Raw genomic sequence first — 22,733 nt, 5'->3', positions numbered from 1 at the left:
GGAGTCAGCGGCCATTGTAACGAAGGCGCTGCGTTTGAGCGGTCCGGGAGCACTCCGTTATGTCCGCTTGCGCCCTCGCGCCCACTTGCGGCGATGGACAACTACAATACGCCTCATGAATCCCCGCACACCTTCCCCCGATGCCGCGCCAGCCGGCGACTGGCGCATCGACCGGGCGCGCGCCGTGACGCTGTTCGGACCGGCCGCGCACGACTGGCCCATCGACATCGTCGAAGAAACCGGCTCGACCAACGCCGACCTGATGACCCATCTTAAGTCGCTGCCGCGCGAGCGCGATGCGTTGCCGCGGCCGGTGGTCCGCGTCGCCTATCTGCAGACGGCCGGACGCGGCCGGCGTGGCCGTCCGTGGTACGCCGAGCCTGGCAACGCGCTGCTGTTCTCGGTGGCGTGCGTGCTGCCGCGCCCGCTGGAAGGGCTGGCCGGGCTGAGCCTCGCGGTCGGCGTCGCGCTCGTCGACGGATTGCGCTCGCTGCCGCTCGCGGCGCCGGGTCAGATCTCGCTGAAATGGCCGAACGACGTGCTCTTCGAAGGCGACAAGCTCGCCGGCATCCTGATCGAGACGGCGTGGAGCACAGCGGACGCGAGCGCGGTCGTCATAGGTATCGGCACCAACGTGAAAGGCGCTGAGGAACTGGCGGCGAAAGTCGGCGCGCTCAATGCTGGCGCCCCCGCGCAGACGCGCGGCACGACGCCGACCGCGTTGTCCCGCGCACTGCCGAACGCGAATCTCACCGATACGCTCGCGGCCGAGCTGAACGCGCTCGAACCGGCGTTGCAGCGCTTCGCCGCCGAAGGCTTCGCGCCGTTCCGCGCGCGCTGGAACGCGTGCCACGGTTACGCCGGGCGCGAAGTCGTGCTGATCGAGCAGGGCGTCGAGGTGATGCGCGGCGTCGCGGCAGGCGTCGATGACAACGGGCTTCTGCTGCTCGATACCGCGACGGGCCGCGAGACCATCTCGACCGGCGACGTGTCGCTGCGTCTCGCCGACGGGGTCGCATGAGTGACCAGCCTTTTTTGCTGATCGACGCGGGAAACAGCCGCATCAAATGGGCGCTGGTACGACGCGACGGCACGTTGCTGCAAAGCGGCGCGTTTGCACACGGCGCGCCCCAGACCGACGCGTCCGCCGACGATCCGGACTGGTCCGCGTTACCGGCATCACCGCTAGCGGCGCCTGAAAGTGCGTGGATTTCGAACGTCGCGGGCGAAGTTGTCGCGCGGCGCATCGAGCGACTGATCGACGCGCACTGGCCGGCACTGCCGCGCACGACGATTCGCGCCGTCGCGCAGCAGTGCGGCGTGACCAACGGCTATACGACGCCGGCGTCGCTCGGCAGCGACCGGTGGGCCGGGCTGATCGGCGCTCACGCGGCGTTTCCCGGCGAACCGCTCCTGATCGCCACGTTCGGCACCGCGACGACGCTCGAAGCGCTGAGCGCCGACGGCACGTTTGTCGGCGGCGCGATCGCGCCTGGCTGGTCGTTGATGATGCGCTCGCTCGGCGAACACACGGCGCAGTTGCCGACGCTCGATGCCGCCTCCGCCCGCGATCTGCTGGATCAAGGTGAAGGCCCGGGCAAGCGCCGCGGGCCGTCGTTTGCGACCGATACGCCGCGCTCGCTGTCGGCGGGCTGCGCGCTCGCGCAGGCGGGCCTGATCGAACGCATGTGGAACGACCTGAGCGACGCGTGGAAGGTGCCCGTTCGGCTCGTGACCGGCGGCGGCGCCGCGGACGAGGTGACAGCGGCGCTCAAGGTGCCGCATACTCGCCACGATTCGCTGGTGCTGTCCGGTCTCGCGCTGATTGCTGCCGAAGTCAGCGGCGCCGGACACCGCTGATCTGATCCAAACTACTTGCCGACGGAGAACCCGACGATGCTGCGCTGGCTGATCGCCATCCTGTTTCTTGCCAACATGCTGGCGTTTGCCGCCGTGCGCGGCGTGTTCGGACCGTTGCCGTCCGCCGGGCTGCGCGAGCCGAATCATGTGAGCCGCCAGATTCACGCCGAATCGCTACAGATTCGACCGATGACAGCAGCCGAAGCCGCCGATCAGGCGGTAGTCGGCGAACCGGCGCCCGCTGCGCCCATCGCGGCGTCGGCGTTGACGCAGTAAGCACCCGGGAGCGCGATCCACACCGATGGCGCCGCCCGCGACATCAGCCCTGCGTACGCACCTTCTTGAGCAGCGCAGTGGTCGAGCGGTCATGCTCGAACGGAATCGCGAGCGCACGGCCGCCCCAGCCGCGCACCAGCGCGGATTCGGGCAGCACATCCATGTCGTAGTCGCCGCCCTTCACCAGCACGTCCGGACGCAGCGCTTCGATCAGCGCAACCGGCGTCTGCTCCTCGAAGCACACCACCCAGTCGACACTTTCGAGCGCGGCGAGCAACGCCATGCGGTCGGATTCGGTGTTGATCGGGCGGTCGTCGCCCTTGCCGAGCATGCGCACCGACGCATCGCTGTTCACACCGACAATCAGCGATGCACCGAGCGCCTTCGCGTCGGCAAGATACGTGACGTGCCCGCGATGCAGGATGTCGAACACGCCGTTCGTGAACACCACCGGCCCCGTCAGCGACGCACGCAGTTGTGCGAGCGCGTCGCGGGTCATGATCTTGCGTTCGAAAATGGCGGACATGGCGAGGAAATCAGAAAGAAGAACCCGACAGGATCGCGCTTGCCATTGCAACGCGCGATAACGCAGGTTCGTTGAAAAGTGAGAATACGCGACCCGGTTCCGGACTGAACGAGAAATCTGGACGGCAGCTAAAACAACGGCCCGGAAAGCTTGCGCTTGCCGGGCCGTTTCGATTCCTGGCTGCACCCGGTGCGATCGTCATGCAACGACCGCAGCAGCAGGGCAGCGCGACGCGTCAGGCCGGTTGCTGCTGGGGCGCGCCGGCACCCTGCTCCGCCTGCAGGCGCGTCACCACTTCCTTGCGATAGCGGTTCAGTTCCTGCGCTGTCGTGAACGTGCGCTCGAACAGGATCGACAGGTTGTGCAGAATGCGCTCGACGACCTTCTTTTCCCAGCCGTCATCGAAGCGGATCTGTTCGTCGAGCCAGCGCTCGAGCCATTCCGGATCCGGCAGACGCGACTGGATCGTGTCGCGCGGGAACAGCGCCTGGTTCACGTGCAGGTTCGTAGGATGCAGCGGCTTTTCCGTGCGACGCGCCGAGGCCATCAGCACGCCGATCTTCGCGAATGCAGCACGCGCGATATCGCCCGTTTGCGCCATCGCCTTCTTCATGTAACGCAGATACGCACCGCCATGACGCGCTTCGTCGCGCGAAATGGTTTCGTAGATGTGCTTGATAACCGGCTCGGTATGCCATTCAGCCGCGCGGCGATACCAGTGGTTCAGGCGGATTTCGCCGCAGAAGTGCAGCATCAGCGTTTCGAGCGGCGGCGCCGGATCGAATTCGAAACGCACGGCGTGCAGTTCCTCTTCCGTCGGACACAGTTCCGGCTTGAAGCGGCGCAGGTATTCCATCAGCACCAGCGAATGCTTCTGCTCCTCGAAAAACCAGACGCTCATGAATGCCGAAAAATCGCTGTCGTGATGGTTGTCGCGCAGGAACATTTCCGTGGCGGGCAACGCCGACCACTCGGTGATCGCGTTCATTTTGATCGTTGCCGCCTGCTCATCGGTGAGCAGCGACGCATCGAACGTGGACCATGGAATGTCTTTCTCCATGTCCCATCGAACGGATTCGAGCGATTTATAAAGTTCCGGATAAAGCATGGTGTTCATAGTCCCACCCCTGTTCTGCGCAATGCGACGTCTGTTTGTATCTGTTTGCTGCGAGCAAGCCGGAGCCCGCTTTCGCGACCTGAGAATCATTCAATTTTACGCGGTAATCGGGCGTTCAGATGCACCGTCTGGCAAAGAAGCCGACGGCAAAATGTGCACTTGCGAAAACCGGAGTTCCTGAATCGGTCGACCGTGGGTGAGGAAAAACCGTGCCTGGGTCGGACCGGCCCGCGCCGGACTGCACCGCCGAACCTCCTGCCGGCCTTGCCGGTGGCGGTTCGGGCTACTCGAATCATTGTTTTCAGTGCGCGCAAACGGGCCCAAAAAGCTTACAGGATGATAGCACGGGCCACATGACAGTTCAGAGGAAGGGACGGTCGGCGCCGGTTTCAATTGTGGCGTCGACGCCGCTATTTGCGCCCGCGCATTGCGCGAGCGCAAAACCGCACGGGGATGCGTGTTCAGGCCCCTGAAGCGGGCGCCTTCTTCGCGCCGCGCCCTTCACCTGCGCTTTTCGACGACGACGCACGCTTCGTCGCCGGACGCTTCGCCGCGCCAGACGGTTTCTGCATGGTTTCGCGGGTGGCCTCGGCACCGCTGGCGACGCCAGGCCCGTCCGTGCCGTGCGCGGCTTCTGCCATGTCTTCCGCGGTGGCCGTCGCACCCGGCGCCGCGGCCGGCTGCGCTATCGCGAACTGGGCCAGCTGGTTGAATTGGGATTGCAGCAGGTTCCACCACGCCGAGGTGTCGAAAGACGGCGCCTGGCCGGCGTCAGCGGCTTCGCTCGCTGCATCGGACTCGTTCGGTTTCGTTCCGGCGGCCCCGGATTGCCCTGCTGTAGCCGTACCCGGATGCGACATCCACGACGGCATCGAAGACGAAGGCGGGGACGCCGGATCCGATGTGGCAGCCGCCTGCTTCATCGACGACTGCGCGAACGCGCCGAACGCCCGCAATGTGGCAAGCGTCGCGCGCTGCACCTCGAGCGCCTGAATGGCCGACTGCAGCATGTTCAGATTCAGCTTCAGCCATTGCTCGACGGCGCGCATGTCGGTAATGCGCTTGTCGAGTTCCTCGACGTTGGTGAGCGGCGCCATCATGTCCGACATCATCGAAAGCGACGGCCCCAAACCCTGCACCGCGCCGGCCTGCGCGCCAGGAAAGGCCGAGCCGAAGGGCGTGAGCCGCATCATGTCCCACATCCGGTCGAGCATTTCAGCGGGCGGAAAACCCGGAAAGCCGGGAAAGGGCGGCGTGGAGCCGGTTGTATCGGTCATGGTTTTCTCCTCGCACCTTGAAGTGGCGGGACGCGGCGGCCATGCCGCGCCCGGTTCGTCCGATCATACCGCGCGTATCAGCGCGCCAGAAGACCAGCGCCGCATGGACGTCACGCGGTGCGGCCACCGGCATCAGAACGGATCGCCGCGTTTGAAGTCAGGAGCGCGACGCTCGCGCAGCGAGCTCACACCCTCGCGCACGTCGGGCCCGGCAAAGCCCATGAACTCAAGCGCAAGCGACGTATCGAAGGTCGGTCCGGCCGAGCGCAGCCAGTTGTTCAGCGCGTACTTGGTCCAGCGGATCGCCGTCTGCGAACCGTCCGCGAGTTTCCGCGCGACTTCGAAGGCTTTCGGAAACAGATCGTTTTCATCGACCGCGAGCGACACGAGCCCGATTCGCTCGGCCTCCTCGCCGCTCACCGGTTCGCACAGCATCAGGTAATACTTCGCCTTCGCCATGCCGCACAGGAGCGGCCACACGATCGCCGCGTGATCGCCGGCCGCGACGCCAAGTCGCGTGTGACCGTCGATGATCCGCGCGCTCTTCGCCGCGATCGAAATATCCGCGAGCAGCCCGGCGACGAGGCCCGCGCCCACCGCCGGCCCGTGCATCGCGGAAACCACGGGCTTGCTGCAGTTGATCACGTTGTAGACGAGGTCACGCGCCTCGCGCCACACGCGTGTGCGCACGTCGAAATCGGTGGCCATCTGCTCGACGAGCGCGAGATCGCCGCCGGCCGAAAAACCCTTTCCTTCGCCGCGGATCACCGCGACGCGCACTTCCGGATCGCGGTCGATATCACGCCAGATATCCGCCAGCTCGCGATGCATGTGAGCATCGGCGGTCGCGAGGCCGCTTTTGTTCGCACCTTCGCCGCTCATCACGATTTCGAGAATGCCGTGCGGATGGCGCCGCAATCGCAGCGCGTGATACCCGGCGTAGAAATCCGGATTCGGTGTGCCTTGATCTGGCGAATCGTGAGACATGACGGTCGATCCAGTAGAACGGTTCGTATCGGAAAGCGGCGACGAGAAACACCAGGGTGAACGTTCGCGCATCAGCGCGCCTGATACACCCACTTGCCGTCGCGAATCTCCACCATGACGCGGGCGCGCTGGTCGAGGCCAAGGTGATCAGTCGTGCTCATGTTGACAATACCATTGGAGTCCGCGAGATCGCGCGTCGCCTCGAGTGCATCGCGCAGCGCCTGGCGAAATTCAGGCGTGCCAGGCGCCGCCGTCTTCAGCGCGATCGGTATGGCGTTACCCAGCAGCAGCCCTGCATCCCATGTGTACGAACCGAACGCCGATACGCTGCCCGCGCCGTGCTGCGCCTCGAAACGCGCGATGTAGTCGAGCGCGAGTCGCTTTGCCGGATGGTCGACGGGTAGTTGCGCGGCAACCAGCACCGGGCTCGCGGGCAGGAACGTGCCGTTGCAATCCGCGCCGCACACGCGCAGGAAGTCGTTATTGCCCACGCCGTGGTTGTGATAGATCAAGCCTTTGTAGCCGCGCGCTTTCAGTGTCTTCGGCGGGAGCGCGGCGGGCGTGCCGGCGGCGCCTACGACCACGGCATCGGGATGCGTCGCCATGATCTTGAGAATCTGGCCGGTGACGCCCGGATCGGTGCGATTGAAGCGCTCGTTAGCGACGACCGTGATCTTGTGGAGTTGCGCGAACTTCGCGACTTCGGCGTAAAAGGTTTCGCCGAGCGCATCCGCCTGGCCGATATAGGCGATCGTCTTCACGCCGTGTTCGCTGGCGTGTTCCGCGATCGCCGACGCCATCATCGCGTCGGTCTGCGGCGTCTTGAACATCCAGCGACGCTTCGCGTCCACCGGCTCGATGATCTTCGCGGACGAGGCGAGCGAGATCGTCGGTGTCTGCCCTTCGGCGATCACGTCGATCATCGCGAGCGAATTCGGCGTGATCGACGAGCCGATGATGGCGTCGACGTGTTCTTCGGAGATCAGCTTCTTCGTGTTCTGGACGGCCTGGGTGGTATCCGACGCGTCGTCGAACACGAGATATTCGACTTTCTGGCCAGCCAGTTCTTTCGGAAACAGCGCCACGGTGTCGCGCGCAGGAATACCCAGCGAGGCCGCCGGCCCCGTCAGCGACAGCACCAGCCCGATCTTCACCTGAGCCGCGGCTGTGACAGGAAGCGCGACGCTCATCGAGACGGCGAGCCCAAGCACGAGCCGTCGAAGAACGCGAGCCGGGACAGAGCGGCCGCCGGATTGAACCTGCGTCCGGGGACGACCGGATCTGGGAATGAACGACCGGATTCGCATGCAAGTCTCCTCACCGTGGCAATGTGTTTTTTGTCCTGGCGTTACTCCGGTCCCATGCAAGATGGTTGCCGCCTCGATGGGGATTCCCGGGCATCGCGCGAGGCACGGCACAAAGGCCGTGCAAACGAACGCGTATGCCAGTGTAGCGACGCCTGCATGCGGCGTAATCGGGCGAAACCCTCCTGAAAGGTTGCCCGGGCGTGAACCATGCCTAAACCAGGGATTTCCTCAGGCAGATCAATGCGCCCCTTCGACGGGCGCCACCGACTGGTCGATCGAGCCGAAAATCGATTTGCCGGCTTCGTCGAACATCTCGATCTTCACCGTGTCGCCGTATTTCATGAATTCCGTCTGCGGCGCGCCGTGTTCGATCGTCTCAAGACAACGCTTCTCGGCGATACAGCAATAGCCGCGCTTCGCGTCCTTGTTCGACACAGTCCCCGAGCCGACGATCGCGCCCGCCCGCAGATTGCGCGTTTTTGCCGCGTGCGCGACCAGCTGGCCAAAATGAAACACCATGTCGGTGCCCGCATCCGGCTGTCCGACTTTCTTGCCGTTCCAGTGCACGATCATCGGACGATGCACGCGCCCCTCGCGCCAGTGTTCGCCGAGTTCGTCGGGCGTGACGGCAACGGGTGCGAACGAAGTCGCCGGCTTGCTCTGGAAGAAGCCAAAGCCCTTGGCAAGTTCGGCGGGAATCAGGTTGCGCAGCGAAACGTCGTTCGCGAGCGTCACGAGGCGCACGGCCTTGAGGGCCTGCTCGGGCGTTGCGCCCATGCGCACGTCGCCGGTAATGACGGCCACTTCGGCCTCGAAGTCGATGCCGTATTCTTCCGACTCGCACACGATATCTTCTTTCGGGCCGATGAAATCGTCGCTGCCGCCCTGATACATCAGCGGATCGGTCCAGAATTCCGGCGGCATTTCGGCGCCGCGCGCGCGGCGCACCAGCTCGACGTGATTCACGTACGACGAGCCGTCGGCCCACTGGAACGCGCGCGGCAGCGGCGCCATGCACGCCTTCGGATCGAACGGGAACGTGTTGCGGGCGCGCCCCTGGTTCAGCGCCTCGTACAGATCGATCAGTTGCGGCGCGTAGAAGGCCCAGTCATCGAGGACGCGCTGGAGCGTCGGCGCGATCGCGTCCGCGATCGCCGCGGTATGCAGGTCGCGGGACACGACGATCAGTTGACCGTCGCGCGTGCCGTCCTTCAGCGTGGCAAGTTTCATAAGCGATTTCAGCAGTGTGGATGACGATGGAAGGAATCTATTCTACGATGGTGAATCGTCGCAGCCCAAACGTGTGTGTTTCATGAGCCTTCACGCGTCGGGCTGCGGTTGCGTGCATCGGGTGGAAGTCTGCTACCGTCCGTTGCCTGTTTTCACGCGTTACCGCCTGCGTGCCGCGCGCCCTGTCCGTATCTTCACATGACCGGCCAGCCGCCACTTCATCCGACATCACTGCCAGAGCAATGCATTCCACCCCCATCGACTCCACCGACGACGACGCAACCGATACGCACGAAGCCGGCGAAGAAAAACTGCGTTCGGGCATCCAGTCGATCGAGGTCGGGTTTCGCCTGCTGGAGGTGCTGACCGAAGAGCCGCGCGCGATGATGCTGCGCGACCTCGCCCAGCGCGCCGGCATGAGTCCGGCGAAGGCGCATCGCTACCTGGTGAGTTTTCTGCGACTCGGCGTCGTCGCGCAGGATCCGCTGTCGGGACGCTATGAGCTTGGCGGCTTCGCGTTGCAGCTGGGTCTCGCGAGACTGGCGCGCGTCGACGGCGTGAAGCTCGCGCGCATCGCGCTTGCCGAAATGCGCGACCGGCTCGATTTCACGGTCGGCATCGCCGTGTGGGGCAACCAGGGGCCGACCGTCGTACACTGGATGGAGTCGAGTCATCCGGCGAAAGCGTCGCTGAAGCTGGGCGACGTGATGCCGCTGCTCGGTTCCGCAACCGGTCTGCTGTTCGCCGCTTATCTTCCGCGCAGCAAGACGGGCGCGATGATCGAGCGTGAGCTTGCCGATTCGCGGCGCTCGACCTGGGCACACACACCGCGCACGCACGATGACGTCGAGGCCGCACTGGCCGATGTGCGTGAACATGGCGCGGCGCGCGTCGAAGGCATGCTGCTGCCCACCATTCACGCGTTCTGCATGCCGGTATTCGACTCGACCGGCGATCTCGCGCTGGGTCTGATCGCGCTTGGACACGAAGGCGCGTTCGATATCCGCTGGAACGGAACGGTCGATACGGCCATGCGCGAATGCGCGGGGAAACTGTCGTATGAGCTGGGCTACAGCGCGCATGCGCGCTGACCGGCGAACCGACGCTCACCGGCCCGCACGCATCGATGTTGTCGCACTCTCCCACCTCCGGTCCTGAACGTACGCCGCGCGCCATGCCGCCCGCTCCAGCCGCGAACCGGCGCAGGCGCGCGTTGCGCTGGGTCGCGGTGCTGCTTGTCGTGGTGCTGTTGCACTGGATCGCCGCGCAATGGATCGAGCGTCATCGCAGTGCCTCGCAACCACTCGAACCAGACCATGCCCCTGTGCAGGTCGCACTGCTCAAGCCCGAACGCGTCGAGCAGGCGCCCGCGAACGCTGCGCCGCAGCCCGCCGCGCCCGCTCACCCCGCGCCTGCACGCACGCCCGGTGAGCATGTGCTGACCATCACACGTCCCGAAGCCAGGCATGCCGTAACAGCCGCGCCAGCTGATAGCGCGCCGGCTTCCGCTACATCTGAAACGACATCGGCTGGATCGCCGGCTTCATCAACCGGAGTCGCGAGCGCCACGACCGCTGCATCGGGCACCGGGAACGCCGGGGCATCGCATGGCGTGAAGTTCTCCGTGCCGCCTTCGGGCGACCTGCAGTACGACACGTTCTATAACGGTGTGCGCAACCAGCCCGGCACGATCCACTGGACAAGCGACGGGCACACCTACGAGATGATCGTCTCCGTACCGCTGCCGTTTGTCGGCACCTTCACGTACGCGAGTCATGGCCATGTCGACGCGTTTGGCATTGCACCCGATCAGTACATCGAAAAGCGCGGCCATCGCGCCGAAGACGTGACGATTTTCAATCACGCCGACAGACAGATCGCCTTCACGCGCACGCCGACCACCCTGGCGCTGCCAGATGGCGCGCAGGATCGCTTCAGCATGGTCATGCAACTGGCGAGTCTCGTACGCGGTGACCCTGCCGCGTACAAACCTGGCGTCACGCGCGAGTTCTATGTCGCCGACAACGACAGCGGCGAAATCTGGCCCATCGAGACGATCGGTGACGAAAGCGTGCGCATACCGGGCGGCTACGTCGAGGCGCGTCACTTCATGCGCCTGCCGCGACGCGAAGGCGACCGGCGACGCATCGATGTATGGCTCGCGCCGTCGCTCGGCTGGCTGCCTGCGCGGCTCGTGCAGACCGAACCGAACGGCACGCAGATCGAACTGCGCTGGCGCGGTACGTCCGCCACGCCAGACCCGGACAGCGACAACACGGCCAACCCGTCCGCACCTTCGGACGGCCCCGGCGGCGCCATCGAAAAACCCTGAGTGACGCAGGCTGGCGCAAATGCCATTCCTGGGTTTCGTTTCGGGTACAGAAGCCCCGCCCGTCTTGCGTCGTTGCGCAATCGCACCGTTTTGCTGCGTTACTTGAAACGTTTCTCACCACCCGGGTCTAAACTGTAGATCCGGACCTTTCACGCGCGTTACTCCGGGTCCACCCCTTGAATTCCACACCATATGCTCCATTTACAGCGCAGGAACGGCCTGGAGCCAACGGAAATATAAGGAGTGTCGCCATGCAGATGATCTATAACAGCCCCAACTATTGTGTTGTCGAGTTCCCGCCGGAAGACGGCCATCTCGCCATGCGTTCCGGTGGCTACGAGATTGTTGACAAGACCATGCAGCGCGAAATCTACATTGATGGTGCAATGGCGGCACGCTTTCGTGAACACGTACAGAAACTGATTGAAGAAGAACCGTCGCTCGACGAAGTAGACGAATTCCTCGGCCAGTTCGACAGCCTGATGCATCAACCGGTGATCCTTCACTGAAACGTCGCCTGGGCGACAACTCCTCTCCTCGAAACCCCGTCCGGCATGCCGGACGGGGTTTTTCTTTTACTGCGGAACAAACGCGCACCAGACGACATCGCGCCCATTGAAGGGCAAAGCCATGCCGCTCCAGCTACAATGATGCGTTTACCGTATCTTTCAGGCGCAAGCCTTGCGAGCCATGACCCAGCCTGCCCAAACCGTTGCTCCTGAACGCTCCGCCGCGACCTATACGCGCGGCGGAGCCCTGCCAGAACACATGAATTCGCGCATCCTGATCCTGGACGGCGCGATGGGCACGATGATCCAGCGCTACAAGCTCGATGAAGCGGGCTATCGCGGCGAGCGCTTCAAGGACTACGGTCGCGACATCAAAGGCAATAACGAGTTGCTGTCGATCACGCAGCCGCGGGTTATCAGCGAGATTCACGAGCAGTACCTCGCGGCAGGCGCAGACATTCTCGAAACCAACACTTTCGGCGCGACCCGTGTTGCGCAGGCCGACTACGGCATGGAAAGTCTCGCCATCGAGATGAATCTCGAATCGGCAAAGCTCGCGCGCGCGGCCTGCGACAAATATTCGAGCGCGGACAAGCCGCGCTTCGTTGCGGGGGCCATCGGACCGACGCCGAAGACCGCGAGTATTTCTCCAGACGTAAACGATCCAGGCGCACGCAACATCACCTTCGACGAGCTGCGCACGGCGTATTACGAACAGGCAAAAGCACTGCTGGATGGCGGCGTCGATCTGTTCCTCGTCGAAACGATCTTCGACACGCTGAACGCAAAGGCCGCGCTGTTCGCGCTCGACGAACTGTTCGAGAACACCGGCGAGCGTCTGCCGGTCATGATCTCCGGCACCGTGACCGATGCATCCGGGCGCATTCTGTCCGGCCAGACGGTCGAGGCGTTCTGGAACTCGCTGCGTCACGCGAAGCCGCTCACGTTCGGCCTGAACTGCGCGCTCGGCGCGGCGTTGATGCGTCCGTACATCGCCGAGCTCGCAAAGCTCTGCGATACGTATGTGTCGTGCTATCCGAATGCCGGCCTGCCGAATCCGATGAGCGATACAGGCTTCGACGAACTGCCGGCCGACACGTCGGGGCTGCTGAAGGAATTCGCACAGGCGGGGCTCGTGAACATCGCGGGCGGCTGCTGCGGCACGACGCCGGAGCACATCGCCGCGATCGCGAAGGCGCTGGCCGACGTCAAGCCGCGCAAGTGGCCGACGCAATACCGCGACGCGGCCTGAACGGCCACACTGACTGCTCATTTTCAATCAGGCAACAAGCAGGCAACCGCGGCAACTCCCCGCAGCACGCAACCGAATCAGGCACAAGACATGACCGATCACACCATGCGCCTCGCCGGCCTCGAGCCGTTCAACGTCACTTCCGGCTCGCTTTTCATCAACGTTGGGGAACGGACCAACGTGACGGGCTCGAAAGCGTTTGCCCGCATGATTCTCAACGGCCAGTTCGACGACGCGCTCGCGGTGGCACGTCACCAGGTCGAGAACGGCGCGCAGGTCATCGACGTCAACATGGATGAAGCGATGCTCGATTCGAAAGCGGCGATGGTCCGCTTCATGAATCTGATCGCCTCCGAGCCGGATATCGCGCGCGTGCCGATCATGATCGACTCGTCGAAGTGGGAAGTGATCGAGGCGGGCCTGAAATGCGTGCAGGGCAAGGCCATCGTGAACTCGATCTCGCTGAAGGAAGGCGAAGAAGCATTCCGCCATCATGCGAACCTGATTCGCCGCTATGGCGCGGCAGCGGTGGTGATGGCGTTCGACGAACAGGGTCAGGCCGATACGTATGAGCGCAAGACGCAGATCTGCAAGCGCTCGTACGACTTCCTCGTGAACGAAGTCGGCTTCCCGCCGGAAGACATCATCTTCGATCCGAACATTTTCGCGATCGCGACCGGCATCGAAGAGCACAACAACTACGCCGTCGACTTCATCAACGCGACGCGCTGGATCAAGGAAAACCTGCCGTATGCGAAGGTGAGCGGCGGCGTGTCGAACGTGTCGTTCTCGTTCCGCGGCAACGATCCGGTGCGCGAGGCGATTCACACCGTGTTCCTGTACTACGCGATCCAGGCGGGCATGGACATGGGCATCGTCAACGCCGGCCAGCTCGGCGTATATGCCGACCTCGACCCGGAACTGCGCGATTGTGTCGAAGACGTGGTGCTGAACCGGCGCGACGACGGCACCGACCGTCTGCTCGAAATCGCCGACAAATTCAAAACCGGCGCCGCGAAGAAAGAAGAGAACCTCGAATGGCGCAACCAGCCGGTCGAGAAGCGTCTCGCCCACGCGCTCGTGCTCGGCATCACGAACTTCATCGTCGAGGACACCGAGGAAGCGCGCGCGAAGATCGCGGCCGCGGGCGGCCGCCCGATCAACGTGATCGAGGGCCCGCTGATGGACGGCATGAACGTCGTCGGCGACCTGTTCAGCCAGGGCAAGATGTTCCTGCCGCAGGTGGTGAAGTCGGCGCGCGTGATGAAGCTGGCGGTCGCGCACCTGATCCCGTTCATCGAAGAAGAAAAGAAACTGCTCGAACTGGCCGGCGGCGATGTGCGCGCGAAAGGCAAGATCGTGATCGCGACCGTCAAGGGCGACGTGCACGACATCGGCAAGAACATCGTATCGGTGGTGCTCCAGTGCAATAACTTCGAAGTGGTCAACATGGGCGTGATGGTGGCGTGCAACGACATCCTCGCGAAGGCGAAGGTCGAGGGCGCTGATATCGTCGGCCTGTCCGGACTCATCACGCCGAGCCTCGAGGAAATGGCTTACGTCGCGTCGGAAATGCAGCGCGACGACTACTTCCGCATCAAGAAGATTCCGCTCCTGATCGGCGGCGCGACCACGTCGCGCGTCCACACGGCCGTGAAGATCGCACCGCATTACGATGGGCCGGTGGTGTACGTGCCGGACGCATCGCGCTCGGTTTCGGTGGCGTCGAGCCTGCTGTCCGATCAGGGCGCGGCGAAGTACCTCGAAGACCTCAAGACCGACTACGACCGTATCCGCGAGCAGCATGCCAACAAGAAGGCGCTGCCGATGGTCACGCTCGCCGAAGCGCGCGCGAACAAAACGAAGATCGACTGGCGCAGCTATCAGCCGGTGAAGCCGAAGTTCATCGGCCGCCGTGTGTTCAAAAATTTCGACCTGAACGAACTGGCCCCGTTCATCGACTGGGGTCCGTTCTTCCAGACGTGGGATCTCGCGGGCCCCTACCCGGCGATCCTGAACGACGAGATCGTCGGCGAATCGGCGCGCAAGGTGTTTTCGGACGCGAAGTCGATGCTCGCACGCCTGATCCAGGGGCGGTGGCTGCAGGCCAACGGCGTGATCGCGCTGCTGCCCGCCAACACCGTGAACGACGACGACATCGAAATCTACACGGACGAATCCCGCTCGGAAGTCGCGCTGACCTGGCGCAACCTGCGCCAGCAGAGCGTGCGCCCGGTCGTCGACGGCGTGATGCGGCCGAACAGGTCGCTCGCCGATTTCATCGCGCCGAAGGATTCGGGCGTCGCCGATTACATCGGGATGTTCGCGGTGACGGCGGGAATTGGCGTCGACGTGAAGGAACAGCAGTTCCTGAAGGATCACGACGACTACAACGCGATCATGCTGAAAGCGCTGGCCGACCGCTTCGCGGAAGCGTTCGCCGAAGCGATGCACGCCCGTGTCCGCCGTGACCTGTGGGGCTATGCGAGCGGCGAAACGCTTTCCAACGACGACCTGATCGGTGAAAAGTACAAGGGCATCCGTCCGGCGCCGGGCTATCCGGCGTGCCCGGACCACCTGGTCAAGCGCGACATGTTCGACTACCTGCAGGCCGGCGAAGCCGGCATGAGCGTGACCGAATCGCTCGCGATGCTGCCGGCGGCAAGCGTGTCGGGCTTCTATCTGGCCCATCCGGACAGCACGTATTTTTCGGTCGGCAAGATCGGCGAAGACCAGCTGGCGGACTACGCGCGGCGCGCCAGCCTGTCAGCCTCCGATGCCCGCCGGGCACTGGCTCCCCAGCTATAGGCGGCCCGCGCGGGACGGACTATATCGTTGCGCGTATAAGCTGAATATTTCAGGCAGCCTGGTTTTCGGCTTTGTAGACTGCGATTGCCTGATCCCGCCAGACGCGGCCTAAAAACGCGTCGGTTCAATGACTTGCAACCGTCATGGAGAAAAATCGCATGAAGAAGCTGACGCTGATATTGACTGGACTTTCACTCGCCTGCGGCGCCTCGGTGACGCTGGCGCAACAGCCGGCGGCCCCGGCGCAGGCGAGCTCGGTGAGTTCGTATTCACCGCCCACGACCAGGCACGTGAAGAAGCCGAAGAAGGCGAAGACAAAAAAGGGTGCCTCGGCGCCGATGGCCGCACCGGCAAACGCCGCCAGCGAGTAAATACCGGCGATCCATCAGCAGGAAACGAAAGAGCCCGCATCGCATGCGGGCTCTTTTTTGTCAGGCAAGGATCGATACGCACGAAGAGGGCATCGCGCTCCATCAGCGCAGTGGCGTACCGCCGGCCCTGTCAGATGCCCCAAAGGACGTCTGTGTTTTCCTTCTGCGCCGCGCGCAGCATGTCGAGGAACGGGAACGCGCGCTGCGCGAGGCCGATCGGAATCTCGTGATGCTCATGGCCTTCTTCCCCTTCGTGGAAGTGGCCGTCGTGCTCGGCGCGCTCTTTCTTGTCGGTGTGAATCGCGGCTTCGAGTTTCGTGATCGCGCCGGGGAGCTCATCGTGCGTGATGACGCCACGCTCGCCTAACCGCTTGCCCACGATACCGACCAGATACTGGGCGAGATTCTCCAGCATCACCACATCCGGACAGGAGCGGCACTTAAAAGTAATCAACATGACATTTCCCTTTTCGTTTTGTTGGATCCGCGCGCGCGGCGTCAATCGGAACGCGTCCGCGCTGGTCCCGCCAACGCTTTCGCGCGTGCCGGCGGCCCCGGCTGTTGCCGGGTATCTCATTGGATATATTAGCACCTGCTAAAATCCGTCTGAACGGAAAAGCGCCGACTGGTGCGCCGCACAGGGCCTTGTGTGCATGGTCACGCGCCGCGATGGCCGGACATGCCGATGGCGCCGCCGCGGCTGTCGCGGCACGAAGCCCGCTTTCCACCTCATTCGACGGACCGGCCGGAAGCATTAAACAAGGCCGGTGCCGCGCCCGAACACACGGACTGCCTCACTGGACTCGCAACAAGCATGCTGCCCGCACATAAACAAACCATCGAAACCCTCTTCGCCGATGCCGTGAAGCAGGTCGCCCGGACGACCCAGGGCGCGACCGAAGCCGCCTTCGTCGAGCCGGTGATCACACTCGAACGCCCAAAGGTCGCCGCGCACGGTGACGTCGCGTGCAACGTCGCGATGCAGCTCGCCAAACCGCTGCGTGCGAATCCACGCCAGCTCGCGCAGCAGATCGTCGAAGCCGTGCTCGCGCATCCGAAGGCTGCGGGGCTCGTCGAAGGCGCGGAAGTGGCGGGTCCGGGCTTCATCAACCTGCGTCTTGCCGCGACCTCGAAGCAGGCCGCGGTCGGCGCCGTCTTCGCCGAAAAAGAAGCGTTCGGCCGCTCGACGCGCGAAGCCGGCAAGCGGGTGCTGGTCGAATTCGTGTCGGCGAACCCGACCGGTCCGTTGCACGTGGGTCACGGCCGTCAGGCCGCGCTCGGCGACGCGCTGTCGAACGTGCTCGCTTCGCAAGGCTATGCGGTGCATCGCGAGTTCTACTACAACGACGCCGGCGTGCAGATCGCCACCCTCGCCGCTTCGACCCAGGCCCGCGCCCGCGGGCTCAAGCCGGGCGATGCCGGCTGGCCGGAGTCGGCCTACAACGGCGAGTACATCGCTGACATCGCGCGCGATTACCTGGCGGGCGAAACCGTGTCGGCAAGCGACGGCGAGCCGGTCAAGGGCGAAGGCGACGTTGAGAACATCGACGCGATCCGCCGCTTTGCCGTGGCGTATCTGCGCCACGAGCAGGACATGGACCTGCAGGCCTTCGGCGTGAAGTTCGACCAGTACTATCTGGAATCGTCGCTGTACAAGGAAGGCCGCGTCGAAAAGACGGTCGCGGCGCTCGTCGCCGCCGGCAAGACGTACGACCAGGAGGGCGCGCTGTGGCTGCGCACCACCGACGACGGCGACGACAAGGACCGCGTGATGCGCAAGACCGACGGCACGTACACGTACTTCGTGCCGGACGTCGCCTATCACGTCGCGAAGTGGGAGCGCGGCTTCACGAAGGTCATCAACGTGCAGGGCTCGGATCACCATGGCACGATCGCGCGCGTGCGCGCCGGTCTGCAGGGACTCGGCGTCGGCATTCCGAAGGGCTATCCCGACTACATCCTGCACAAGATGGTCACCGTGATGCGCGACGGCGCCGAGGTGAAAATCTCGAAGCGCGCGGGCAGTTATGTGACGGTGCGCGACCTGATCGAGTGGTCGGGCGGCGCGACGCCGGGCGCGGAAGTGTCGCCGGACCTGCTCGACGAAGAGACGATCCGCCGCGGCCGCGACGCCGTGCGCTTCTTCCTGATCTCGCGCAAGGCCGATACGGAATTCGTGTTCGACGTCGACCTCGCGCTCAAGCAGAGCGACGAAAACCCGGTGTATTACGTGCAGTATGCGCATGCGCGGATCTGCTCGGTGCTGAACGAATGGAAGTCGCGCTACAACGCCGACGAAGCCATTCTGCCGGCGGTTGATCTCTCGCCGCTGGTCACCGAACGCTCGCTCGCGCTGTTGCAGAAGATCGCCGGATTCCCGGACATGCTCGAACACGCCGCGAGCGAGCTCGCGCCGCACGCGGTCGCGTTCTACCTGCGCGATCTCGCGGGTGAATTTCACTCGTTCTACAATGACCGCGCCGAACGTGTGCTGGTCGACGACGAAGCGGCCCGCAACGCGCGCGCCGCGCTTCTCGCCGCGACGCGCCAGGTGCTGGCCAACGGTCTCGCGACGATCGGCGTCTCGGCCCCCGAAAAGATGTAATCGTCGCAATGCGACTTGCGTGCGGCCGTCGTTATAATCGACGGTCGTTCCAGGCTCTTTTCAAGACTCATTTCTCTGGCAGGTGATTCAGACGATGGCAAAACCACGCCGCACAACGAAGCAGTCAAAGCAGTCCGGGGGCACGTTCCTCGGCATCGTGCTGGGCCTCATCGTAGGTCTCGCGATCGCGGTGGTGGTGGCGCTCTATATCACACGTGCGCCCACGCCATTTGTGTCGAAAGTCGCGCCGCCTGCGGCATCGGAGGGTGGCGCAAGCCAGCCGCAATACGATCCGAACCGTCCGCTGCAAGGCAAGACGCCGGGGCAACCCGTGCCGCAGGCCGCCCAGCCGGCGCCGCCGAACACCGCGCCCGGCCAGACGACCAACCAGACGCAGTCGTCGGGCATGCTCGAAGAGCCGCAGATCGTCGAAGTGCCGCCTTCGACCGCGAACGGCGTCGCCGTACCGCCGAAGGCCGCCACCGACAACGGCAGCAGCGCCGCGCCAGGCAAGAAGCCACAACCTTCAGGCGCAACCGCGGGCACGGCAACGTCCGCACCGAAGCAGGCCGAGGCGAACGCGAAGTCAGGCTCCGCGCCCTCCGCCGCGGAGGCGAACACCGGCTATTTCCTGCAGGTCGGCGCCTACAAGACAGCCGCCGACGCCGAGCAGCAGCGCGCGCGTCTTGGCTTCCAGGGTTTCGAATCGAAGGTCACGCAGCGCGATGCCGGCGGCGTCACGTACTATCGCGTACGCATCGGGCCGTTCTCGAAATTCGAGGATATGAACACAACACGCCAGCGGCTGTCTGATGCTGGAGTGGACACCGCCGTGATCCGCTTCACCAGACAGTAACCACAGGCCAACGCCATTCCGCCTTCACAGGTCAATACAACATGATCAAAAAACTACTCGGCATTCTCTTTCTCTCGCTCGGTCTCGTGACCGCTGGCGCAGCGCAGGCTTCGCCCGCCGCGCCGGTCGCCGGCAAGGACTACACCGTGCTCGCCTCGCCGCAACCGGTCGAAGCGCCGGCCGGCAAGATCGAAGTCACCGAATTCTTCTGGTACGGCTGCCCGCACTGCAATGAATTCGACCCGTTCCTCGAGGCGTGGATCAAGAAGCAGGGTCCGGATGTCGTCTTCAAGCGCGTGCCGGTTGCTTTCCGCGACGACTTCATTCCGCACTCGAAGCTGTATCACGCACTCGACGCGCTCGGTCTCGCGCAGCAACTCACACCGAAGATCTTCAACGAAATCCACGTCAACAAGAACTACCTGCTGACGCCGGAAGATCAGGCCAGATTCCTCGCGAAGAACGGCGTCGATCCGAAGAAGTTCATGGACGCGTACAACTCGTTCTCGACGCAGAGCGAACTGCAACGCGACAAGAAGCTGCTCGACGCCTACAAGATCGAGGGCGTGCCGACGCTCGCCGTGCAGGGCAAGTATGAAACCGGCCCGGCCGCGACCGACAGCCTGCCGGGCACGATCCAGGTGCTGGATTACCTCGTCGCACAGATCCGCGCGAAGAAGATGTAACACCCGGGCGCCGGTATGAATTCACCGTTGAAGGTTTTCATTACCGGCGCGTCGAGCGGTATTGGTCAGGCACTCGCCGCCGAATACGTGCGGCGCGGTGCGATTCTCGGCCTCGTCGCCCGTCGCGGCGAAGCACTCGCCGCGTTTCAGCAGGCGCATCCGCAGCACCTCATCTCCGTTTATCCCGTCGATGTTCGCGATGCCGACGCGCTGGCGTCCGCGGCCGAACAGTTCATCGCGCAATATGGCTGCCCCGACGTGGTGATCGCCAATGCGGGCATCAGCCGCGGCGCGGTCACCGGTCAAGGCGATCTGGCGGCGTTTCGCGACGTGATGGACATCAACTACTTCGGCATGGTCGCGACGTTCGAGCCGTTCGCGCGCGCAATGATCGCGGCACGCAAAGGCACGCTCGTCGGCGTGACGAGCGTCGCGGGCGTGCGTGGACTGCCGGGTTCAGGCGCGTACAGCGCGTCGAAATCGGCGGCGCAGAAGTATCTCGAGGCACTGCGCGTCGAGATGCGGCCGTTCGGCGTCCCGGTCGTGACGATCGCGCCCGGCTACATCCGTACGCCGATGACCAGGCACAATCCGTATCCGATGCCGTTCCTCATGGACGCAGACCGCTTCGCCACGAAGGTCGCCGATGCGATCGCGAAGAAGACCGTCTTCGCGACGTTCCCGTGGCAGATGCGCATCGCGGGTGCGATGCTGCACGTGTTGCCGCGCTGGCTGTACGACCTCGCGTTCGAAAAGGCACCGCGCAAGCCTCGGGCGTCCGATAGCGGATCGTGACGCGTGCGCGTCGAGACACCAACGCGTCGCACAGGAACGCTGTCGACATCGATGCCGGCCGCACGCCGCAATCCATCCATCGGATAGCCGCGCGTTAGGCAACGGGCAAACGCCGTCGCCCATATCGGTATGCCGATTAAGTTGTTGTCGTCGCAACCACGCAGCGTTTAAGCTTTCCCCCAGGCGGGCACGCCCGACTGGCACCCGGCTGGGTCACGCGCCCGCATCGAAAACGATTCACAATAAAGCGGTCTGTATCAGCCACGATCCGCGTCCTCGCAGCGCCCATGCAACGAACCCGGCGCACTGCCTGACCACGTTTGTTACCGGAGATCCTATGCGCTTCAAACTGTTCGCCGCCGCCCTGCTCGCTACAGCGCCCGTGCTCGTCCTCGCGAAGCCGCTGACCGTCTGCACGGAATCGAGCCCGGACGGCTTCGACGTCGTCCAGTTCAACTCGCTCGTGACCACCAACGCTTCGGCCGATGTGATCTTCAATACACTCGTGTCGTACGACGAAGCCGCGAAGAAAGTCGTGCCCTCCCTCGCCGACAAGTGGGACGTAAGCGCCGACGGCCTCACATACACGTTCCATCTGCGTCCGAACGTGCAGTTCCAGAGTACCGGTTACTTCAAGCCATCGCATGCGCTGAACGCCGACGACGTCGTTTTCACATTCACGCGCATGCTCGACGAGAACAATCCGTGGCACAAGGTGGCTGGCCCGAGCGGCTTTCCGCATGCGCAGTCGATGGGTCTCGTGAAGCTGGTCAAGGCCGTCACGAAAGTCGACGACAACACGGTGAAATTCGAGCTGAACGAGCCGAACGCGACGTTCGTGCCGATTCTCTCGATGGGCTTCGCATCGATCTATTCCGCCGAATACGCCGACCAGTTGCTGAAGGCCGGCAAGCAGGTCGACCTGAACGCAAAGCCGATCGGCACCGGCCCGTTCGTGCTGAAGAGCTACACGAAAGACGCGGTCATCCGTTACGACGTGAACCCGACCTACTGGGGCGCGAAGCCGAAGATCGACCGCCTGATCTACGCGATCACCCCGGACGCCTCCGTGCGCGCGCAGAAGATCAAGGCCGGCGAATGCCAGATCGCGCTGTCGCCGAAGCCGCAGGACGTCGCCGATGCGAAGACCGACAAGTCGCTGAAGGTCGTGCAGACGCCCGCCTTCATGACCGCGTTCGTCGCGCTGAACACGCAGAAGAAGCCGCTCGACAATCCGGAGGTGCGCCAGGCGCTGAACATGGCGTTCGACCGCGCGACGTATCTGAAAACGGTGTTCGACAACACGGCATCGCCCGCGACGAATCCGTATCCGCCGAACACATGGAGCTACGACAAGGCGATCCAGCCGTATCCGTATGACGTCGCGAAAGCGAAGAAGCTGCTTGCCGACGCGGGCCTCCCGAACGGCTTCGAAACGACGATCTGGGTGCGCCCGAACGGCAGCGTGCTGAATCCCAGCCCGAAGGCCGGCGCGGAACTGCTGCAGGCCGACTTCGCGAAGATCGGCGTGAAAGCCGACGTGAAGGTGATCGAATGGGGCGAGCTGATCAAGCTGGCGAAGCAGGGCCAGCACGACGCGCTCTTCATGGGCTGGGCCGGCGACAACGGCGACCCCGACAATTACCTGTCGCCGCTCTTTAGCTGCAATGCGGTGAAGTCGGGGATCAACTTCGCGCGCTATTGCGATCCGCAACTCGACAAGCTGATCGACGAAGGCAAGGCGACACCGGATCAGGCGAAGCGCACGAAAGCCTATGAGGCCGCGCAGAAGATCATCCACGACGAAGCGCTGTGGATTCCGCTGGGTTATCCGGTCGCGGCGGCGCTGACGCGAGCGAACGTGAGCGGCTATAGCGTGAGCCCGTTCGGCCGGCAGAACTTCACGACGGTCGTGGTGCGGTAACGCCGTCACCCGTCG

The 22,733-nt window shown here is 63.9% G+C and carries 21 protein-coding genes; 14 read left to right on the top strand and 7 right to left on the bottom strand.

The features are described 5' to 3' along the window. The first annotated feature begins 115 nt into the window (after window positions 1-115). The 3 genes from LPA37_RS02195 to LPA37_RS02185 are packed head-to-tail and all read left to right on the top strand — an operon-like array spanning window position 116 to window position 2,136. On the top strand, window positions 116-1,021 hold the full coding sequence (locus LPA37_RS02195; RefSeq protein ID WP_229011279.1) for a biotin--[acetyl-CoA-carboxylase] ligase: 906 nt from the start codon (window positions 116-118) through the stop codon (window positions 1,019-1,021). After that, window positions 1,018-1,860 (top strand): type III pantothenate kinase, encoded by an 843-nt coding sequence (locus tag LPA37_RS02190; RefSeq protein WP_229011277.1) that lies wholly within the window; start codon window positions 1,018-1,020, stop codon window positions 1,858-1,860. The genes LPA37_RS02195 and LPA37_RS02190 overlap by 4 nt, the downstream gene beginning before the upstream one ends. 36 nt (window positions 1,861-1,896) lie before the next feature. Further along, the gene (locus LPA37_RS02185) at window positions 1,897-2,136 is read left to right on the top strand and encodes a hypothetical protein (protein ID WP_228977289.1); all 240 of its coding nucleotides are present in this window, start codon (window positions 1,897-1,899) and stop codon (window positions 2,134-2,136) included. 43 nt (window positions 2,137-2,179) lie between these two features. Here the strand turns inward: LPA37_RS02185 and rfaE2 are convergent, their stop codons facing one another. The 6 genes from rfaE2 to LPA37_RS02155 all read right to left on the bottom strand — a co-directional run bounded on the left by rfaE2 (window position 2,180) and on the right by LPA37_RS02155 (window position 8,580). Further along, window positions 2,180-2,662, bottom strand: a complete 483-nt coding sequence (gene rfaE2, locus LPA37_RS02180; protein WP_228977287.1) for a D-glycero-beta-D-manno-heptose 1-phosphate adenylyltransferase — start codon at window positions 2,660-2,662, stop codon at window positions 2,180-2,182. Window positions 2,663-2,897: 235 nt separating this feature from the next. Then, complete coding sequence (locus LPA37_RS02175) at window positions 2,898-3,779, bottom strand: ferritin family protein (protein WP_228977286.1); 882 nt, start codon at window positions 3,777-3,779, stop codon at window positions 2,898-2,900. Window positions 3,780-4,240: 461 nt separating this feature from the next. Further along, window positions 4,241-5,056 carry a PhaM family polyhydroxyalkanoate granule multifunctional regulatory protein gene (locus LPA37_RS02170; protein WP_229011276.1) on the bottom strand — a complete coding sequence of 272 codons (816 nt, stop codon included), beginning with the start codon at window positions 5,054-5,056 and terminating at the stop codon, window positions 4,241-4,243. 132 nt (window positions 5,057-5,188) lie between these two features. Beyond that, window positions 5,189-6,043 carry an enoyl-CoA hydratase/isomerase family protein gene (locus tag LPA37_RS02165; protein ID WP_228977283.1) on the bottom strand — a complete coding sequence of 285 codons (855 nt, stop codon included), beginning with the start codon at window positions 6,041-6,043 and terminating at the stop codon, window positions 5,189-5,191. 71 nt (window positions 6,044-6,114) lie between these two features. Next, window positions 6,115-7,233, bottom strand: coding sequence for an ABC transporter substrate-binding protein (locus LPA37_RS02160; RefSeq protein WP_228977530.1), 1,119 nt, complete (start codon window positions 7,231-7,233; stop codon window positions 6,115-6,117). Between the two features lie 354 nt (window positions 7,234-7,587). Beyond that, window positions 7,588-8,580, bottom strand: coding sequence for a fumarylacetoacetate hydrolase family protein (locus LPA37_RS02155; RefSeq protein WP_229011274.1), 993 nt, complete (start codon window positions 8,578-8,580; stop codon window positions 7,588-7,590). Window positions 8,581-8,822: 242 nt separating this feature from the next. Between LPA37_RS02155 and LPA37_RS02150 the strand changes: the two genes are divergently transcribed. The 6 genes from LPA37_RS02150 to LPA37_RS02125 all read left to right on the top strand — a co-directional run bounded on the left by LPA37_RS02150 (window position 8,823) and on the right by LPA37_RS02125 (window position 15,852). Continuing rightward, entirely contained in the window at window positions 8,823-9,671 is an 849-nt protein-coding gene (locus LPA37_RS02150; protein ID WP_229011271.1) for an IclR family transcriptional regulator, read from the top strand. Between the two features lie 83 nt (window positions 9,672-9,754). Beyond that, window positions 9,755-10,912 (top strand): DUF3108 domain-containing protein, encoded by a 1,158-nt coding sequence (locus tag LPA37_RS02145; RefSeq protein WP_229011269.1) that lies wholly within the window; start codon window positions 9,755-9,757, stop codon window positions 10,910-10,912. 251 nt (window positions 10,913-11,163) lie between these two features. After that, window positions 11,164-11,421, top strand: coding sequence for a BTH_I0359 family protein (locus LPA37_RS02140; protein ID WP_228875410.1), 258 nt, complete (start codon window positions 11,164-11,166; stop codon window positions 11,419-11,421). A gap of 181 nt (window positions 11,422-11,602) precedes the next feature. After that, window positions 11,603-12,673, top strand: a complete 1,071-nt coding sequence (locus LPA37_RS02135) for a homocysteine S-methyltransferase family protein (RefSeq protein ID WP_228977271.1) — start codon at window positions 11,603-11,605, stop codon at window positions 12,671-12,673. Between the two features lie 9 nt (window positions 12,674-12,682). After that, window positions 12,683-15,481: a methionine synthase gene (gene metH / locus LPA37_RS02130; RefSeq protein ID WP_267478078.1), complete on the top strand. Its 2,799-nt coding sequence runs from the start codon at window positions 12,683-12,685 to the stop codon at window positions 15,479-15,481. Between the two features lie 158 nt (window positions 15,482-15,639). Then, on the top strand, window positions 15,640-15,852 hold the full coding sequence (locus LPA37_RS02125) for an acid-shock protein (protein WP_228977266.1): 213 nt from the start codon (window positions 15,640-15,642) through the stop codon (window positions 15,850-15,852). 130 nt (window positions 15,853-15,982) lie between these two features. Here the strand turns inward: LPA37_RS02125 and LPA37_RS02120 are convergent, their stop codons facing one another. Continuing rightward, a complete protein-coding gene (locus tag LPA37_RS02120) occupies window positions 15,983-16,309 on the bottom strand; it encodes a DUF1840 domain-containing protein (RefSeq protein ID WP_228977264.1) in 327 nt (108 codons plus the stop codon). A gap of 357 nt (window positions 16,310-16,666) precedes the next feature. Between LPA37_RS02120 and argS the strand changes: the two genes are divergently transcribed. From argS to LPA37_RS02095, 5 genes are all read left to right on the top strand, one after another. Then, the gene (gene argS / locus LPA37_RS02115) at window positions 16,667-18,457 is read left to right on the top strand and encodes an arginine--tRNA ligase (RefSeq protein WP_228977262.1); all 1,791 of its coding nucleotides are present in this window, start codon (window positions 16,667-16,669) and stop codon (window positions 18,455-18,457) included. Between the two features lie 94 nt (window positions 18,458-18,551). Further along, window positions 18,552-19,313 carry an SPOR domain-containing protein gene (locus tag LPA37_RS02110; protein ID WP_228977260.1) on the top strand — a complete coding sequence of 254 codons (762 nt, stop codon included), beginning with the start codon at window positions 18,552-18,554 and terminating at the stop codon, window positions 19,311-19,313. Between the two features lie 44 nt (window positions 19,314-19,357). Then, window positions 19,358-19,999: a thiol:disulfide interchange protein DsbA/DsbL gene (locus tag LPA37_RS02105; protein ID WP_228977528.1), complete on the top strand. Its 642-nt coding sequence runs from the start codon at window positions 19,358-19,360 to the stop codon at window positions 19,997-19,999. 15 nt (window positions 20,000-20,014) lie between these two features. Further along, window positions 20,015-20,794, top strand: a complete 780-nt coding sequence (locus LPA37_RS02100; RefSeq protein WP_228977258.1) for an SDR family oxidoreductase — start codon at window positions 20,015-20,017, stop codon at window positions 20,792-20,794. Window positions 20,795-21,131: 337 nt separating this feature from the next. After that, window positions 21,132-22,718, top strand: coding sequence for an ABC transporter substrate-binding protein (locus LPA37_RS02095; protein ID WP_229011265.1), 1,587 nt, complete (start codon window positions 21,132-21,134; stop codon window positions 22,716-22,718). Window positions 22,719-22,733: the final 15 nt, after the last annotated feature.

Source organism: Paraburkholderia gardini (assembly GCF_907164545.1).
GTDB lineage: Bacteria > Pseudomonadota > Gammaproteobacteria > Burkholderiales > Burkholderiaceae > Paraburkholderia > Paraburkholderia gardini.
This window is presented reverse-complemented; position numbering and strand designations above follow the sequence as displayed.

What these genes read in the sequence shown, in the direction of transcription:
- LPA37_RS02135 (WP_228977271.1), top strand. Translation starts at nt 11,603, where the DNA reads ATGACCCAGCCTGCCCAAACCGTTGCTCCTGAACGCTCCGCCGCGACC.
- LPA37_RS02120 (WP_228977264.1), bottom strand. Translation starts at nt 16,309, where the DNA reads ATGTTGATTACTTTTAAGTGCCGCTCCTGTCCGGATGTGGTGATGCTG.
- LPA37_RS02160 (WP_228977530.1), bottom strand. Translation starts at nt 7,233, where the DNA reads ATGAGCGTCGCGCTTCCTGTCACAGCCGCGGCTCAGGTGAAGATCGGG.
- LPA37_RS02095 (WP_229011265.1), top strand. Translation starts at nt 21,132, where the DNA reads ATGCGCTTCAAACTGTTCGCCGCCGCCCTGCTCGCTACAGCGCCCGTG.
- LPA37_RS02170 (WP_229011276.1), bottom strand. Translation starts at nt 5,056, where the DNA reads ATGACCGATACAACCGGCTCCACGCCGCCCTTTCCCGGCTTTCCGGGT.
- argS (WP_228977262.1), top strand. Translation starts at nt 16,667, where the DNA reads ATGCTGCCCGCACATAAACAAACCATCGAAACCCTCTTCGCCGATGCC.
- LPA37_RS02100 (WP_228977258.1), top strand. Translation starts at nt 20,015, where the DNA reads ATGAATTCACCGTTGAAGGTTTTCATTACCGGCGCGTCGAGCGGTATT.
- LPA37_RS02140 (WP_228875410.1), top strand. Translation starts at nt 11,164, where the DNA reads ATGCAGATGATCTATAACAGCCCCAACTATTGTGTTGTCGAGTTCCCG.
- LPA37_RS02155 (WP_229011274.1), bottom strand. Translation starts at nt 8,580, where the DNA reads ATGAAACTTGCCACGCTGAAGGACGGCACGCGCGACGGTCAACTGATC.
- rfaE2 (WP_228977287.1), bottom strand. Translation starts at nt 2,662, where the DNA reads ATGTCCGCCATTTTCGAACGCAAGATCATGACCCGCGACGCGCTCGCA.
- LPA37_RS02125 (WP_228977266.1), top strand. Translation starts at nt 15,640, where the DNA reads ATGAAGAAGCTGACGCTGATATTGACTGGACTTTCACTCGCCTGCGGC.
- LPA37_RS02150 (WP_229011271.1), top strand. Translation starts at nt 8,823, where the DNA reads ATGCATTCCACCCCCATCGACTCCACCGACGACGACGCAACCGATACG.
- LPA37_RS02145 (WP_229011269.1), top strand. Translation starts at nt 9,755, where the DNA reads ATGCCGCCCGCTCCAGCCGCGAACCGGCGCAGGCGCGCGTTGCGCTGG.
- LPA37_RS02195 (WP_229011279.1), top strand. Translation starts at nt 116, where the DNA reads ATGAATCCCCGCACACCTTCCCCCGATGCCGCGCCAGCCGGCGACTGG.
- LPA37_RS02185 (WP_228977289.1), top strand. Translation starts at nt 1,897, where the DNA reads ATGCTGCGCTGGCTGATCGCCATCCTGTTTCTTGCCAACATGCTGGCG.
- LPA37_RS02190 (WP_229011277.1), top strand. Translation starts at nt 1,018, where the DNA reads ATGAGTGACCAGCCTTTTTTGCTGATCGACGCGGGAAACAGCCGCATC.
- LPA37_RS02165 (WP_228977283.1), bottom strand. Translation starts at nt 6,043, where the DNA reads ATGTCTCACGATTCGCCAGATCAAGGCACACCGAATCCGGATTTCTAC.
- LPA37_RS02110 (WP_228977260.1), top strand. Translation starts at nt 18,552, where the DNA reads ATGGCAAAACCACGCCGCACAACGAAGCAGTCAAAGCAGTCCGGGGGC.
- LPA37_RS02175 (WP_228977286.1), bottom strand. Translation starts at nt 3,779, where the DNA reads ATGAACACCATGCTTTATCCGGAACTTTATAAATCGCTCGAATCCGTT.